This window comes from Rathayibacter sp. AY1F6 (assembly GCF_002932035.1).
Taxonomy (GTDB): domain Bacteria; phylum Actinomycetota; class Actinomycetes; order Actinomycetales; family Microbacteriaceae; genus Rathayibacter.
The window spans coordinates 25,633-40,500 of record NZ_PSVD01000008.1 but is presented as its reverse complement, the minus strand read 5'-3'; the positions used below and the strand labels follow the sequence as shown (position 1 = coordinate 40,500).

Below are 14,868 nucleotides of genomic sequence, written 5' to 3'. Positions count from 1 at the left end.
GCACGACGAAGGGCGGCGGGCCCGGAGGCCCACCGCCCTGTCAGCGCCGACGGATCAGTGCTGCACGTCCTCCTGGACGGCGTGCTTGGCCTCGCGGGCCGAGTCCTTCACGTCGTCGGTGGCGGAGGTGCCCGCCTCCTTGACGTTCTGCGCGGCGTCGGTCGCGGTCTCCTTGACGGAGGCGAAGGCCTGCTGCGCGGGCTCGCGGAGCTCGCTCGCCGCCTCCTTGGCCGCGTCGGTCACCTTGTCGACGACCGGCTGGGCCTGCTCCTTGACGCGGCTCGCCGCCTCCTTCTCCTTGCTGGAGGCGGGGATGAGCGAGGCGACGAGGAGTCCGGCGCCGAGGGCGATGAGCCCCACGGCGAACGGGTTGCCCTCGGCCTTGGCCTTCGCCGAGCCCGCACCGCTCGAGAGCGAGTCGGAGGCGTCGTGCGCCGAGCCCATCACCCGGTCGCGGACGGAGCCCACGGCCGACTTGACCTTGTCGGTCTGACGCTGCGCGATGGCGGACGGGCTGACCTTCTCGGCCAGCGCGTCGACGTCTCCGCCGAGCTCGAGGCGCGTGCGCTCGATGTCCGCCCGGATCTCCTCGGGTGTCTTGTTCTGTCCTGCGTCGTACGTCATCGTCCTGCCCCGTTCGGCTTGAGGGTGTCGGGAATCTTCTTGAGGGAGTCGACCGTCTCGGGAGCGCCGTCGACCTGCTTCAGGCTCTTGCGGCCCACCGCGTAGAGGATCGCGGCCACGATCGCCCAGATGACGGCCACGACCACTCCGGACCAGCCGTTGCCGATCAGAGTGCCCAGGCCCCACCAGAGGGCGATCGAGAGGAAGAGCACGGCCATCAGCGCGGCGTAGCCCGCCCCGCCGAGGAGGCCCGCTCCCTTGCCCGCCTTGCCGGCGGACTCCTTGAGCTCGGCCTTGGCGAGGGCCATCTCCTGGCGGATCAGCGTGGAGAGGTCGCGCGAGACCTCGCCGAGCAGATCGCCCAGCGACGTCGACCCGGCCCGCTGGTCGGGCGTCTCCGTCGAGCGGTGGACGCCCGTCGGGTCGGTCACAGCCGGCCGCCGTTCGGGAAGCCGCCGTCGAGCGGGTCGGCGACGGGCTCGGTCGGCGCGTAGTCGCGCTCGAGGGAGCTCGAGCCGACGGTGCCGTAGGCGGACGCGACGGGCGCGTCGTACGCGGAGGCGTCGGAGTACGCGGTGGTCGAGGCGGGGGCGTCGAACTCGGGCCCGTCGGTGCGGGTGCTCGTCGCCTCCTTCTCGTCCTTCGCCTCGGCGGTCAGGGCGCGGATGAGGCGCCCGCCGACGAGTCCCGTCGCCGCGGCGATGAGGATGAAGGCACCCGGGCGGCGGCGGGCGAACGCGCGGACGTCGTCGAGGAGCTCGGACGGGTCGCGGTTCTCGAGCCACGAGGCCACACCCTGCACGCGGGTGGCCGCCTGGGAGACGAGCTTCGCGGCGGCGTTGTCGCTGCCGCCCTCGCCGTTGGCCAGCGCGGTCAGGTCGTCGCTGAAGGCGCGGGCGCCCTTGGCGGCGTTCTCCTTCTGGGCGTGGGCCTGCTCGGTGAGCTGGGTGCGGCTCTGGTCGTAGAGGTCCTTGACCTGGACCTTGGCCTCCTGGACCACGTTGGCGGCCTCGTCCTTGCCGGTCGAGAGCACTTCGCTCGCGGCCTGCTTGGCGTCGCCGGCGACGGCGCCGGCCTGGTCCTTGGCGGTGCCCGCGGCGGCGCTCGCCTTCTCCTTCGCGGAGTCGGCCGTGCTGCCCGAGGAGGAGCCGGAGGAGGTGTCCGTGGAGGCGACGTGCGCCCCGCTGTCGATGGGGGTCTCGGTCGCGCCGAAGTTCGCGGCGCCGTCTCCGAACGGAGGTGAAGCGGGATCGATGTTCGACATCGTCTGTCCCTTCCAGGATCGAGTGGGGAATGAATGCGTGCCGGCGTCGCCAGTCTGTTCGGGCCCTCGAGTACCGGGAAGGGCATAGCGGCTGACCCCCCGATGGGGCTAACATCCCGCGCCCACGAGGGCGGGGCCCGAGAGCCCGTGGACCGACTGCTCCGCCACCGCGTCAAGCCCCTTCTGACCCGCGAACAGGGCTCCTTACCGTCGAGAGGACAGACATCGGACGTCCGCACCCGGATCCGCCCGGCTACCCCGGAAAGGCAACCAGTCATGTTCTTCCACCGTCAGGAACTCCAATTCACGTCCACGCCCTCGAAGCCCGACGCGGTCTTCGCCCGCCGCTTCCAGGAGGTGCTCGGCGGCCAGTACGGCGAGATCACCGTGGCGATGCAGTACGGCTTCCAGGCCTGGAACGCCCACGACCCGGGCAAGTACCGGGACCTGCTCTTCGGCATCGGCGCCGAGGAGTTCGGCCACGTCGAGATGATCGCCGTGATGATCGCCCAGCTGCTCGAGAAGGCCCCGGTCGAGCAGTCCGAGGACGCGATGAAGAACGACCCCGTGCTCGCGGCGGTCATCGGCGGCTCCGACGTGCAGCACGCCATCGTGGCCGGCGCCGGCGCGCGCCCCGTCGACAGCATGGGCAACCCGTGGCAGGGCTCCTACATCACCGCTAGCGGCAACCTGCTGGCCGACTTCACCGCCAACGCGAACGCGGAGATGCAGGGCCGGCTCCAGGTCGCCCGGCTCTACCACATGACCGACGACCACGGCGTGCGCGACCTCCTGTCGTTCCTCCTGGCCCGCGACACCATGCACCAGAACCAGTGGATCGCGGCGGCCGCCGAGCTGCGCGCGGAGGGCCGGGAGGACCTGCCCGTGCCCTCGAATTTCCCGATCTCGAAGGAGGAGCGCTCCGTGTCGTACGAGTACATCAACTTCTCGGACGGAGCAGCGGCCTCCGAGGGCAGCTGGGCCTCGGGCCCGACCCCGGACGGCAAGGGAGAGTTCAGCTACCGCGTCGCGGAGCCCGGCGGCAACGTCCCGATGCCCCCGCCCACGCAGCCGGACGAGCGCCTCTACGGCACCGACCCGAAGCCGAACATCGTCGAGAAGGCAGTGGGGGCCGTCAAGGACGCGGTGACGGGCAAGTGAGCGCCGCACGGGTCCTCGGGGCGCTCGGCGCCTCCGCCCTGACGATCGGCCTGCTGGCCGGCTGCACCGGCGACGCCCAGACGCCGTACCAGTCGGGGAGCGCGGTGCCCACCAGCGCCGACGACGGATCGTCGCAGACGCCCACGAACGCGCCCTCGCAGTCCGCTCCGTCCGAGTCCGCCACCCCGGCGACCTGATCCCGCGCCCTCGACCGGCCGGCACCGGTCGAGGGCGCGAATCATCGCAGTCCAGCGGGCGCCCGGGCAAGCCCCTTCCCGCTCCCAGGAAGCGGGCAGTTCCCGGTCCTACGGTCGTGCCAACGATCAGCGAAGGAGGCACCACCATGGGGCTCGATGACAAGATCAAGAACGCCGCTCAGGACATCGCCGGCAAGGCGAAGGAAGCCCTGGGCGACCACAAGAACGACGACAGCCTGAAGGCCGAAGGCCAGAAGGACCAGGCCGCGGCCTCGGCCAAGAAGGCCGGCGAGGACGTCAAGGACGTCTTCAAGTAGGTCTCGGCAGTACCGCGAAGGCGGCGCTCCCCTCGGGGGGCGCCGCCTTCGCTGTTCCCCGGCTAGGGGTGCAGGACGACCTTGATGCAGCCGTCCTCCTTCTTCTGGAAGGTCTCGTAGAGGGCCGGAGCGTCCTCGAGCGGCGCCCGGTGGGTCACGAGGTCCATCACGCCGAGCGGATCGGAGGAGTCCTCCACCAGCGGCAGCAGGTCGTCGATCCAGCGCTTCACGTTGCACTGGCCCATCCGCACCGTCACCTGCTTGTCGAACATCGACTTCAGCGGCATCGGGTCGGCCTCTCCGCCGTAGACCCCGCTCAGCGAGACGGTGCCGCCGCGGCGGACCAGGTCGAGGGACGCTTGGACCGCGGCGAGGCGGTCGACGCCGACCGTGTCCATCGCCTTGCGGGCGATCGGGTCGGGCAGGAGCCCCGCCATCGACTGAGCGAACGAGCCGACCGGCGAGCCGTGCGCCTCCATGCCGACCGCGTCGACGACGGAGTCGGGGCCGCGCCCGTCCGTGAGGTCGCGCAGCTGCGCGGCGATGTCGTCGGACAGGTCGAACGTCTCCACGCCGTACCGCTCGGCCATCGCGCGCCGCTCGGCGACGGGCTCCACGGCGAGGACGCGGTAGCCGCGGTGGGCGCCGATCCGCGCCGCGAACTGGCCGACAGGGCCGAGTCCGAAGACGACCAGGGTCCCGCCGTCGGGCACCTGCGCGTACTCCACGCCCTGCCAGGCGGTGGGCACGATGTCGCTGAGGAAGAGGTAGCGCTCGTCCGGCAGGTCCGTGCCGACGACGATCGTGTTGTAGTCGGCCAGCGGCACGCGGAGCAGCTCGGCCTGCCCGCCGGGGACCTGGCCGTACATCTTCGTGTAGCCGAAGAGCGCCGCTCCCGAGCCGTACTCGGTGACCTGCGTCGTCTCGCACTGCGACTGCAGCCCTCGGCGGCACATGAAGCACTCGCCGCAGGCGATGGTGAAGGGCACGACGACGCGGTCGCCGGGCTTCAGGGTGGTGACTCCGGAGCCCACCTCCTCGACGACGCCCATGGGCTCGTGGCCGAGCACGTCCCCGCGGTCGATGTAGGGCCCGAGGAGGCGGTAGAGGTGCAGGTCGGAGCCGCAGATCGCGGTCGAGGTGATCCGGACGATCGCGTCGGTCGGCTGCTGGATGCGGGGGTCGGGGACGGTCTCGACCGAGACCTTCTCGATGCCCTGCCAGGTGAGTGCTCGCATGCTCGTGTCCGTTCTCCGGCTCGCGCCGGTCGGGGTCGGTGTCCCTCCACCGCACACCCGGAGGGCGCCGAGGGGGAGGGGCTTGACGCTCCCCGGAGCGCTTCCGAGGGGGATTCCCGGGAGAACGCACGGACGTGCATCCCGCGTTCACCCGACTCACGGCGGCCGAGTGGTGGGATGGGGGGATGGATGCTCTCTACACCGCCATCGCCCACGCCTCCGGCGGAGGACGCGACGGCCACGTCCGCACCGAGGACGACCGTCTCGACCTCGACACCCGCGCCCCGCAGGAGCTCGGCGGCTCCGGCGAGGGGACCAACCCCGAGCAGCTGTTCGCGGCAGGCTACTCCGCCTGCTTCCTCAGCGCCCTGCACGGAGCCGGTCGCCAGCTGAAGATCGACACGACCGACGCGGCCGTCTCGGCCAGCGTCTCGATCGGGAAGAACGACTCCGACGGCTTCGGCCTCTCGGTCGAGCTCGACGTCTACGTGCCGAAGGCGAGCTCCGAGGACGCGCAGAAGGTCGCCGACGCGGCGCATCAGCTCTGCCCGTACTCCAACGCCACCCGCGGCAACATCCCCGTGCAGATCAACCTGGTCGACTGACCGGGCCCTCTCGACGGCCCCTCCCGGACTCCGGGCAGGGGCCGTCGTCGTGTCCGGGGGCGGTCCGTTAGGGTCGGGGCATGACCGAGGAGCTGTCGCACGAGGAGCCGTCGCACGAGGAGTCCCTGGCGCGGGCCGAGCTCGTGCAGATCCGTCAGAGCATCGACAACATCGACGCGGCGCTGATCCACCTGCTCGCCGAGCGCTTCAAGTTCACGCAGAAGGTCGGCCGGCTGAAGGCCGCGCACGGGCTGCCCGCCGCGGACCTCGAGCGCGAGGCCCGCCAGATCGCGCGGCTGCGGGCGCTCGCCGAGGAGTCGCACCTCGACCCGGCGTTCGCCGAGAAGTTCCTCGGGTTCATCGTCGCCGAGGTCATCCACCACCACCAGCGCATCGCCGACGGCGCCGAGGACTGAGGCTCAGCCCTCGATCCGCAGCAGCCCCGCCGTGCGCTCGCGCAGCACGCCGAGCAGCAGCGGGTAGTCGGGGAAGAGCTGGTCGCGCCGCAGCGTCGGCACCCGCAGCCCGAGGGGGACCTCCGTGATGCGGCCGTTCGTCTCGGTGAGGGTCAGGCGGAGGCTATGGCTCCCCGTCGGGCTCGAGGCGACGACCGAGCGCAGGGCCTCGAGCGGGAAGATCAGCCCGTCGATCTGGATGGCCGACTCCGACACCACGATCGAGCCCGGCAGCCCGGGCCGCAGCGCCAGCCGCGCCGCGACCAGCCCGAGCGGGAGGGAGAGCGCCACGACGACCGCCCCCAGCGCGATCTGCGCGCGGTCGCCCGACGGGGATCCCGCGAGGGCGACTGCCAGGACGCCGGCGGCGAACGCCTCCGTGGCGACGACGACCAGGGCGACCGCCCGGCGCTGGAGCGGAGCGCGGTGCGGCCGGAAGCGGACGGCCGAGGCGGGCCCGGCCAGAGCGGGCGGCAGGGCGTCGCGGACGCGGGCGGCGGCGCCGAGGTCGGCGAGCAGGGCGGCGAGGTCCTCCGGGCGGAAGTGGCCGCAGCGGACCTCGACTCCGTCTCCGCGGCACCAGGCGACGAAGCCGTCGCCATCGGCGGACTCGAGGAAGCGGACCGACCGGCGGGGCCACTGCTCGCGGCGGCGGCGGCCGCGCATCAGCACGACCTGCGTCTCGGTCGTCATCACGCGGGTGGGGGAGACGACGACGAGCGAGACCGCCGAGGCCAGTCCGATGACGATGGTGAGGGCGAGGAGGCCGAGCGCGAGCACCGACTCGTCGAGGACGCCGCGGCGGTCCGCGAGGACGGCGAACGGGATGAGCACGGCCGCGAGGCCGGCGCCGAGGAGCCGCAGGAGGAGGGCGCGGAGGCGCCGCAGGACCGATGGGCCGTACACCCGTCGCGTCCGGATCGCCATCGGTTCCGACTCCATCGCGTCAGGCTAGCCCCGGCCGGGACCGGTCGCCCGGAGAGGCGCGTCGGTGGCGCGATCCTCGCGCCACCCGTCCCCGGTTCGGGGGAGGAGTGGCGCGAGGCGCGGCCTACGCCTCCGCGGTGCGGTGCAGGGCGCGGACCGAGACGACCCGGCGACGGGCGATCGCGGCGACGGTGAGCAGCAGGCCGAACAGCAGCCAGATCACCAGGCCGACGACGGCGCCGGCCGTGCCGTCGGTGCCCTCGACCACTCCGGACAGCGCGTTCTGCGCCGCCGAGAGCGGCAGGAACCCGAGCACGTCGTCGAACAGCCCGGGGACCGTCGAGATGATGCCCGCGCCGAGCGCGATCACCGCCGCGACCATCGCGAGGAAGCGGCCGATCCCTCCGAGCAGGGCGACCAGCCCCTGGTTCACCGCGGCGAACGAGGCGCCGGTGAGCATCGCCAGAAGGGCGAAGCCGACCCAGCGGCCCGGCTCCAGGCCCGCGACCCCGCTCATCACGATCGCGACCGCGAGTCCCTGCACCACGCCGATCACGAGCGCAGGCACGTAGGAGGAGAGGGCGAGCGCCGCGGAGGAGCGGGTCGAGGAGAGTGCACGGTGCGAGAACGCCGCGAGCACCAGGAACGTCGCGAGGGCGCCCAGCCAGAGGGCGATCGTCGCGAAGAACGGGACGCTGGAGGCTCCGAACAGGTCGGTCGCGCTGCTCGCGTTCTCGACCGGGTCCGAGACGACGTCGGCGAGGTTCGTCGACTCCGACTCGGTGTAGGTCGGGAGCTGCGCGACCGCGGCGTCGAGGCCGGTCGCGAGCGTGCGGGTGCCGTCGGCGAGCTGCACGGCGCCGTCCGAGACCCCGCTCGCGCCGTCGGCGAGCTGGTCGGCTCCGTCGGCGGCGGAGGAGGCTCCCGTGGCGAGGTCGGCGGCACCGCCCGCGGCCGTGGTCGCGCCGGTCGCGAGGTCGCGGGCGCCGGCCGCGGCGGTGGTGGCGCCGGTCGCGAGCTGCGCCGACCCGGCCGCCGTGGTGTCGAGGCCGTCGGCGAGCTGGGACGCTCCACCCGCGGCGTCGTCCGCGCCGTCGGCGAGCTGCGTCAGGCCGCCGGACAGCTGTCCGATGCCCCCCGAGAGAGTGTGCGCGCCGGTGGCGGACTGCCCGACCGCGTCGATCAGCGAGGGCTGCCCGTCGCCGCCGAGGCGGATGCCCGCGTCGATCCCGGCGACGGCTCCCGCGGTCGTCGTGGCGAGGGTGGTCGCGCCGGTGGGTCCGTCCGCCGAGGCGATGACGGCGCGCGCGGCGAGGCACTGCGTCGTCTCGCAGCCCTCGAGCGCGGCGCTGAGCGCCTCGAAGGTCCCCGCAGTGGCGGCCGCGGCGCCGGCGCTGAGGGCGGCGACCTGCTGGGTCCCGTCGCCGGTCCTCACCACTCCCTCCCTCAGCTGGTCGAGCCCGTCGGCCAGGTCGGAGGCGCCGCCCTGCAGCGCGGTCGTCTTGGTCGCCGAGTCGCGGGCGCCCGTCGCGAGCTGTCCCACTCCGCCGGAGAGGCCGCGCGCACCGGTGGCCAGCTGCGCGACTCCGCCGGAGAGGTCGGAGGCTCCGGTGCCCAGCTGCCCCACGCCGTCGGCGAGGGACGAGGCTCCGGTGCCGATCTGCCCGACGCCGTCCGAGAGCGAGGAGGCGCCGGTGGCGAGCTCGTCGATCCCGTCGGCGAGGCTGCTGGTGCCGTCGGCGAGGGTGGAGGCGCCGGTGCCGAGCTGGTCGGCGCCGTCGGCGAGCGTGCCCGCGCCCTCGGCCGCCTGGCCGATCTGCTCGTTGAGGGTGTTGAAGCCGACGTAGACGTTCTCGAGGTAGGCCGTGGTCAGCTGCGTGTTGAGCAGCGAGGTGGCGGTGCTGGTCACCGTGGCCGAGATGGCGTCGTCGACGAGCTTGGCCTTCTCGCTGGTGGCGATGTCGATGGTCGCCTTCGTCGCCTCCGCGGCGTCGCCCGAGTACGAGGTGGCGGCGGCGGAGAAGGAGGAGGGGATCGTCACGACGGTCGCGTAGCTGCCGTCGGCGAGGCCCTTCGCGGCGTCGTCCTTGTCCGTGAGGACCCAGGTGAAGTTGCCCGTCGAGTCCGAGCCGGAGACGTTGGGCACCGGGGTCGTGCTCGCGGACGGCGTCGCGCTCGCCGAGGGGGTGGAGGAGGGGGCGTCCGAGCTCGCGGAGTCGGTGCCGCCCGTCACCAGGCCGGCCGCGAGCTGGCGCCCGAGCGGCACGGTCTGCCCGTTGATCTCGACCGGGGTGTCCTCGTTGACCACGGCGGCCGTGATCGTGTCGAGTCGCTCGGTCGGGTTCCACAGCGCCCACACCAGGAGGCCGCCGATGACGAGGGGGACCAGGACGATCCCGAGAAGGGTCAGCCAGGACACCTTCTTGACGCCGCGGGGGCGTTCGAGGGAGAGGAGAGCCATCTGTCAGAGGACCTTTGCGATCGCGCGGCGCTCGGCCGCGGGCGAGACCGCGAGCACGCCGCGGTCGGAGGGGAGGAGGTCGTCGAGCGCCTCGGCGTCGACGGAGGAGGCGACCACGGTGAACGCGTCGTCGGCGGCGCGGGCGGCGTCGAGCTCGGCCCGGATCGCGCCGCGCAGCTGCGGGTCGGTGACCGTGTCGAGGTCGTCGAGCACCAGGATCGGCGGAGCCGACTCCAGGGCCGACTGGACGTCGGCGACGGGGTCGGCGGCTCCGGCGAGGCGCACCAGCCCGACCCGGCCGCGCACGGCGGCGGAGCGGATCGGCACGACCAGGCCCGCGACCTTCAGGCGCCCGGAGTCGGGGGCGAGCCGACCGGCGATGCTCAGCAGCAGCGCGGTGCGGCCGGAGCGGTGCGGCCCGTGGACCACGAGGGAGGAGCCGGGAGCGACCCGCAGCGAGACGCCGCTGTAGACGGGACCGTCGGGTCCGTCGAGGCGGAGGTCCTCGGCCGCGATCACGTCCGTGGATCCGGGCTCCGGCCAGTCGGCCAGCGCGAGCTCCTTCGTGAGGCCCTCGCCCTCGACGTCGAAGGACGGGAGGACGCGGTCGAGCCAGCGCGGCATGTGCCAGGCGCGGTCGCCGAGCAGGTGCAGCACGGCGGGCACCAGCGTCATCCGCACGATGAACGCGTCGACGAAGACGCCCACGGCGAGCCCGAGCGCGATCGGCTTGATGTTGGTGTCCCCCTCCGGCACGAAGGCGGCGAAGACCGAGAACATGATGACCGCGGCGGCCGTGACCACCTTGGCCGAGCCGACGAAGCCCGACTCGACGGCGGCGCGCGCCGGCCTCCCGTGCACGTAGTCCTCCCGCATCCGCGAGACCAGGAACACCTCGTAGTCCATCGCGAGGCCGAAGAGCACGCCCATCAGGATGATCGGCATGAAGCTGATGATCGGGCCCGTCTTGTCGACGTGCAGAGCGTCCGAGAACCATCCCCATTCGAACACCGCCGCCACGGCGCCGAAGGACGCACCGACCGACAGCAGGTAGCCCAGCGTCGCCTTGATCGGCACCCAGAGCGAGCGGAACACCATCGTCAGCAGCACCAGCGACAGGCCCACGACGAGCAGGCCGAACGGCAGCAGGGCCTTGGCGAGAGTGTCCGAGATGTCGATCCCGACCGCGGTCTGGCCGGTCACTGCGAGGTCGACGCCGTACTCCTGCTGGAAGTAGTCGTGCTTGTCGCGGATCTCGGCGACCAGCGCCTTGGTGGCCTCGGAGTCGGGGCCGCCCTCGGGGATCACCTGGATGATGCCGGTGTCGGCGGTCTCGTTGGGCGTCGCGAGCGGCACCGAGGCGACTCCGTCGAGCTTCTCGATCTCGCCCTTGAGGTCGTCCATCAGGCCGAGCGGATCGGTCGAGCCGATGATCGTGCCGGTGACGATGAGCGGGCCGTTGTAGCCGGCGCCGAAGTTCTCGGCGAGCAGGTCGTAGGTGGTGCGCGCGGGAGTGCCCTCGGCCTGGTAGCCGGCGTCCGGCAGGGCGAGGCGGAGGCTGAGCGCCGGGATGCTCGCGACGCCGAGCACGCCGATCACCGCGATGATCGTCACGATCGGGAAGCGCGTGACGACCCGGACCCAGCCGCGGAAGAACCCGCGCGGGACCTCGGCGTGCACGTGGCCGCCGGGGGAGGCGGTCGCCGCCTCCTCGTGCGCCTCGGTGTCGACGTGGGTGCCCGCGGCGGCGGCGGCCTTCGCGGCCTTCCTCTTGGCCCGGCGCTCCTTGGGGCGCAGCCGCGCGCCGGCGAAGCCGAGGAGGGCGGGGGTCAGGGTGAGCGCGATGACCACGGCGATCGCGACTCCGCCCGCCGCCGCGACGCCCATCGTGGTGAGGAACGGGATGCCCGCGACCGAGAGGCCGACGAGCGCGATGATCACGGTCAGGCCCGCGAAGACGACGGCGGAGCCCGCGGTCGCGGTCGCCCGCGCGGTCGACTCCTCCGGGTCCATGCCCTGCTTCAGCTGGTCCTGGTGGCGGCTGATGATGAAGAGGGCGTAGTCGATGCCGACCGCCAGGCCCAGCATCAGCGCCAGGAGCGGCGTGGTCGAGGAGATCGAGGCGAAGCGGGTGGCGATGAAGATGGCCGACATCGAGAGGGCGACGCCGAGCAGTGCGGTGACCAGCGGCATGCCGGCGGCCAGGAACGAGCCGAAGGTGAGCACGAGGACGACGAGGGCGACCACGAGGCCGATCGCCTCCGTGATGGTCACGCCGGGGAGGTTCTGGGCGAAGAGGTCGCCGCCGAGCGAGACCACGGAGCCGGCGGGCAGCGCGTCCTGGAGGGTCGTCGCCTCGGCCTTCAGCGCGTCGCGGCTCTCGGGGCTCGTGGTGGTGGCGGAGCCGTCCATCTGGGCGGTGATGACGAGGGCGTTCCCGGCGTCGGAGATCGTGCCGGACACGCTGTCGGAGTAGGGGTCCGTGACGGCCGCGACCTCGTCGACGTCGCCGAGCGCGGCGACCGCGTCGCTGACGGGGCCCTTCACGTCGGCGTCCTGGACGCTGCCCCCGTCGGGCGCGACGACCACGTACCGCGCGGACGTGCCGCTGACCTGGGGGAAGGTGCGCTCGAGCTGGTCGAGGGCGGTCTGCGACTGCGTGCCCGGGATGGAGAACGTGTTGTCGGTGCCCTGGTTGAGCAGCAGCGCTCCTCCTCCGCCCGCCACCACGATCAGCAGCCACAGGACGGCGACGAGGCGGTGGGCGCAGTACACGCGACGACCGAGACGGTAGAGCAGCGACGACACGCGGTCTCCTGACGATGGGTGGGGAGGGTGGCGATACGTCTCTGTACCAAAGCGGAGCCGGGCTCCGATACACGAGCGTATCCGATACAGGACCGTATTCGATACGTGAATGTATCGGATAAGGTGAACGGCGTCGAAGGTGTTGACAGGGCGGGCAGGAGGCTGGTGATGACGGCGATCGACTCCACCCCTCCCGAGACCTCCCGCCGAGGCCGCACCCGCGAGCGCCTGCTCGACGCGGCCTACGACGTCTTCGCCGAGACCGGCGTGCACAGCGCGTCCGTCGAGCAGATCTGCGAGCGCGCCGGGTTCTCGCGCGGCGCCTTCTACTCCAACTTCTCCACCAAGGAGGAGCTGTTCTTCGCGCTCATGGAGCGGGAGAACGGCGCCCGGGTGACCGCCCTCGTCGAGCAGATGGACCGTACGATCCCGCGCGTCGTCTCGGCCGACGAGCCGCTGACGGCCGAGACGCTGGCCGTGGTCATCCTCGACTTCCTCCAGGGTCCTGCCACCGACAACCGCCGCTGGTGCGTGGTCGAGTCGGAGTTCGAGCTGCTCGCGCTGCGCGACCCGCGGATCGCTCCGCAGTACCGCGACTTCCGCGCCGGCTTCGACGCCTCGCTCGTGCAGATCGTGCACGGTGCGCTGCGCCAGGTGCGCCGCGACTTCTCCCTCGAGCCGACGACGGCCGTGCGCCTGCTGGTGGCGGGCTACGACGACGCGGTCAAGCAGTCGATCCTCGAGGACGAGTCGGAGCCCGAGTCGCTCGAGCGCCTGCGGGCGACGCTGACGGCGATCGTCCTCGCGATCTCGTCCGCCGACGCCTGAGCCGGGCCGGCTCTCGCGACGGCGGCCGCCGTACCCGACGGCCGGCTCCGCACAGGCAGGCCGAGCGGCCGCTGGAGAGTGTCTGGTCCGGTCCCCGCTCCTCCGCCCGCGCGACGAGGATGGACCCATGGAACTGCGTCAGCTCGAACACTTCCTCGCCGTCGCGAAGGAGCAGCACTTCACCCGCGCCGCGAGCGCACTGCAGATCTCGCAGTCGGGCCTCTCGGCGTCGATCCGCGCGCTCGAGAGCGAGCTGGGCAGCCCCCTCTTCACCCGCAGCACGCGCCGGGTCGAGCTGACGCCGGCCGGTCGGGCGATGCTCGCGGAGTCGGAGCGCTCGGTCGCCAGCGCGCTCGCCGCCCGCGACGCGGTTCTCGCCGTGCAGGGGGTGCTCCGCGGGAGCCTCGCGGTCGGCACGGAGGAGTGCCTCGGCGGCGTGCACCTGCCGCGCGAGCTCGCGAACTTCCGCGAGCAGCACCCGGGAGTCGCGCTCCGGCTGATCCACGAGGGGTCCGGCACGCTGCTCGACTCCGTCGCCGCCGGCCGCCTCGACCTGGCGCTGGTCGCCGACATCGGAGCCGTGCCGGGCGGCGTGCGGACGATGCCGCTGGCGAGCGAGGGCTTCGCGGTGCTCGTGCGCCCGGGTCACCCGCTCGCGAGCCGCGTCGGCTGCCGCATCCCGGACCTGGCGGGCGAGACGATCGTGGGACTGCAGGAGCACTGGGCGGCGAGTCACCTCGCGGCGCGGGCGTTCGCGGCGCACGGCCTCGCGTTCGAGGTCGAGCTCGAGGTGAACGACGTGCACACGCTGCTCGACCTGGTCGAGTACGGCATGGGGATCGCGGTCGTGCCGGCGCACTTCGCCGAGAAGCGCCCGGCCGGGCTGCGGGCGGTGGCGCTCGCCGATCCGCTCCTGGTGTGGCGGACGATGGTGGCGGTGCCGGAACGGCCGAGCGCCGCGGCCCGCGCGTTCGTCTCGGCCCTCCCGCAGCCGCTGCAGGACGCGGTCTGAGTCGGATCGCGCTCGCAACGGAGGAGGGATCAGCGCCGAGATCCCGCGATCCGCGTCGGACCGGTGCCTCGACCGGATCCCTCCTCCGTCATGAACGGGCTCAGTCGAGCGAGGCCAACTCCTCGGGCGTGAGCTCCAGGTCGGCCGCCGTGGCGGAGTCGCGGATGCTCTCGGGGCGGGAGGCGCCCGGGATCGGCAGCACGACCGGGGCCTTCGCCAGCTCCCAGGCGAGGCAGACGACCTGCGGCGTCACGCCGCGGGCCTCGGCGACCGCCGCGAACGCGGAGTAGCGCGAGCCGAGCTCGCCCGCCGAGGAGATGCCGCCGAGCGGGCTCCACGGCAGGAACGCAAGTCCCAGCTCGGCGCAGAGCTCGAGCTCCGGCTCGCTGGAGCGGAACGACGGCGAGAACTGGTTCTGCACCGAGACCAGGCGCTCGCCGAGGATGCCGTGCGCCTCGCGGATCTGGTCAGGGTCGGCGTTAGAGATGCCCGCTCGGAGGACGACGCCCTCGTCGAGCAGCTCGGCCAGCGCTCCGATCGAGTCGGCGTAGGGGACCGCCGGGTCGGGCCGGTGGTACTGGTAGAGGCCGATCGCGTCGACGCCGAGGCGCTTCGCGGACGCGCGGGCCGCCTCCTTGAGGTACTCGGGGCGGCCGTCCTGGTCCCAGGGGCCGGGCTCGCGCCGCAGGTGGCCGCCCTTGGTGGCGACGAGCACGGCGGAGGTGTCGCCGCCGTAGCTGCGCAGCGCCTCCGCGATCAGCAGCTCGTTGTGGCCGAGGTCGTCCTGGGTGGCGAGGTGGTAGGCGTCGGCCGTGTCGATCAGGGTCACGCCGGCGTCGAGGGCGGCGTGGATCGTGGCGATCGAGCGCTCGCGGTCCGGGCGGCCCTCGATCGACATCGGCATGCCGCCGAGTCCGATCGCGCCGACCTGGAGGTCGCCGAGAGTGCGCTGCTTCATGAATGCTCCTTCG

The 14,868-nt window shown here is 72.8% G+C and carries 15 protein-coding genes; 7 read left to right on the top strand and 8 right to left on the bottom strand.

Going from position 1 to position 14,868, the window contains the following annotated elements; all coding sequences use genetic code 11:
* Nucleotides 1-54: 54 nt before the first annotated feature.
* Genes C5C44_RS08915 through C5C44_RS17330 form a run of 3 tightly spaced genes read right to left on the bottom strand, consistent with a single transcriptional unit; the run spans nucleotide 55 to nucleotide 1,888 of the window.
* Nucleotides 55-624 (bottom strand): DUF3618 domain-containing protein, encoded by a 570-nt coding sequence (locus C5C44_RS08915; RefSeq protein WP_104222768.1) that lies wholly within the window; start codon nucleotides 622-624, stop codon nucleotides 55-57.
* Complete coding sequence (locus C5C44_RS17335) at nucleotides 621-1,055, bottom strand: phage holin family protein (RefSeq protein WP_104222767.1); 435 nt, start codon at nucleotides 1,053-1,055, stop codon at nucleotides 621-623. Before C5C44_RS17335 ends, C5C44_RS08915 begins: the two co-directional genes overlap by 4 nt.
* A complete protein-coding gene (locus C5C44_RS17330) occupies nucleotides 1,052-1,888 on the bottom strand; it encodes a hypothetical protein (protein ID WP_104261171.1) in 837 nt (278 codons plus the stop codon). The genes C5C44_RS17335 and C5C44_RS17330 overlap by 4 nt, the downstream gene beginning before the upstream one ends.
* 276 nt (nucleotides 1,889-2,164) lie before the next feature.
* Between C5C44_RS17330 and C5C44_RS08900 the strand changes: the two genes are divergently transcribed.
* The 3 genes from C5C44_RS08900 (at nucleotide 2,165) to C5C44_RS08890 (ending at nucleotide 3,563) form a co-directional block, all read left to right on the top strand.
* Entirely contained in the window at nucleotides 2,165-3,049 is an 885-nt protein-coding gene (locus C5C44_RS08900) for a manganese catalase family protein (protein ID WP_104335709.1), read from the top strand.
* Nucleotides 3,046-3,246: a hypothetical protein gene (locus tag C5C44_RS08895; RefSeq protein ID WP_104222764.1), complete on the top strand. Its 201-nt coding sequence runs from the start codon at nucleotides 3,046-3,048 to the stop codon at nucleotides 3,244-3,246. The genes C5C44_RS08900 and C5C44_RS08895 overlap by 4 nt, the downstream gene beginning before the upstream one ends.
* Nucleotides 3,247-3,392: 146 nt before the next feature.
* Nucleotides 3,393-3,563: a CsbD family protein gene (locus C5C44_RS08890; protein ID WP_104222763.1), complete on the top strand. Its 171-nt coding sequence runs from the start codon at nucleotides 3,393-3,395 to the stop codon at nucleotides 3,561-3,563.
* Between the two features lie 62 nt (nucleotides 3,564-3,625).
* Here the strand turns inward: C5C44_RS08890 and C5C44_RS08885 are convergent, their stop codons facing one another.
* A complete protein-coding gene (locus C5C44_RS08885) occupies nucleotides 3,626-4,801 on the bottom strand; it encodes a zinc-dependent alcohol dehydrogenase (RefSeq protein ID WP_104335708.1) in 1,176 nt (391 codons plus the stop codon).
* Between the two features lie 185 nt (nucleotides 4,802-4,986).
* Here C5C44_RS08885 and C5C44_RS08880 point away from each other — a divergent pair, with 185 nt between their 5' ends.
* The gene (locus C5C44_RS08880) at nucleotides 4,987-5,406 is read left to right on the top strand and encodes an organic hydroperoxide resistance protein (RefSeq protein ID WP_104222761.1); all 420 of its coding nucleotides are present in this window, start codon (nucleotides 4,987-4,989) and stop codon (nucleotides 5,404-5,406) included.
* Between the two features lie 80 nt (nucleotides 5,407-5,486).
* On the top strand, nucleotides 5,487-5,822 hold the full coding sequence (locus C5C44_RS08875; protein ID WP_104222760.1) for a chorismate mutase: 336 nt from the start codon (nucleotides 5,487-5,489) through the stop codon (nucleotides 5,820-5,822).
* Between the two features lie 3 nt (nucleotides 5,823-5,825).
* Here the strand turns inward: C5C44_RS08875 and C5C44_RS08870 are convergent, their stop codons facing one another.
* The 3 genes from C5C44_RS08870 to C5C44_RS08860 form a co-directional block, all read right to left on the bottom strand.
* Nucleotides 5,826-6,803 (bottom strand): hypothetical protein, encoded by a 978-nt coding sequence (locus C5C44_RS08870; protein ID WP_146084324.1) that lies wholly within the window; start codon nucleotides 6,801-6,803, stop codon nucleotides 5,826-5,828.
* Between the two features lie 109 nt (nucleotides 6,804-6,912).
* Complete coding sequence (locus C5C44_RS08865) at nucleotides 6,913-9,249, bottom strand: YhgE/Pip domain-containing protein (protein ID WP_104335706.1); 2,337 nt, start codon at nucleotides 9,247-9,249, stop codon at nucleotides 6,913-6,915.
* A gap of 3 nt (nucleotides 9,250-9,252) precedes the next feature.
* Complete coding sequence (locus tag C5C44_RS08860) at nucleotides 9,253-12,057, bottom strand: MMPL family transporter (RefSeq protein ID WP_104335705.1); 2,805 nt, start codon at nucleotides 12,055-12,057, stop codon at nucleotides 9,253-9,255.
* Nucleotides 12,058-12,225: 168 nt separating this feature from the next.
* On the opposite strand from C5C44_RS08860, the gene C5C44_RS08855 reads away from it, so the two are divergent.
* A complete protein-coding gene (locus C5C44_RS08855; RefSeq protein ID WP_104247472.1) occupies nucleotides 12,226-12,885 on the top strand; it encodes a TetR/AcrR family transcriptional regulator in 660 nt (219 codons plus the stop codon).
* 127 nt (nucleotides 12,886-13,012) lie between these two features.
* On the top strand, nucleotides 13,013-13,897 hold the full coding sequence (locus C5C44_RS08850) for a LysR family transcriptional regulator (protein ID WP_104247471.1): 885 nt from the start codon (nucleotides 13,013-13,015) through the stop codon (nucleotides 13,895-13,897).
* A 100-nt stretch (nucleotides 13,898-13,997) separates the two neighbouring features.
* Here C5C44_RS08850 and C5C44_RS08845 read toward each other — a convergent pair whose 3' ends face one another.
* The gene (locus C5C44_RS08845) at nucleotides 13,998-14,855 is read right to left on the bottom strand and encodes an aldo/keto reductase (protein WP_104239446.1); all 858 of its coding nucleotides are present in this window, start codon (nucleotides 14,853-14,855) and stop codon (nucleotides 13,998-14,000) included.
* Nucleotides 14,856-14,868 lie beyond the last annotated feature (13 nt).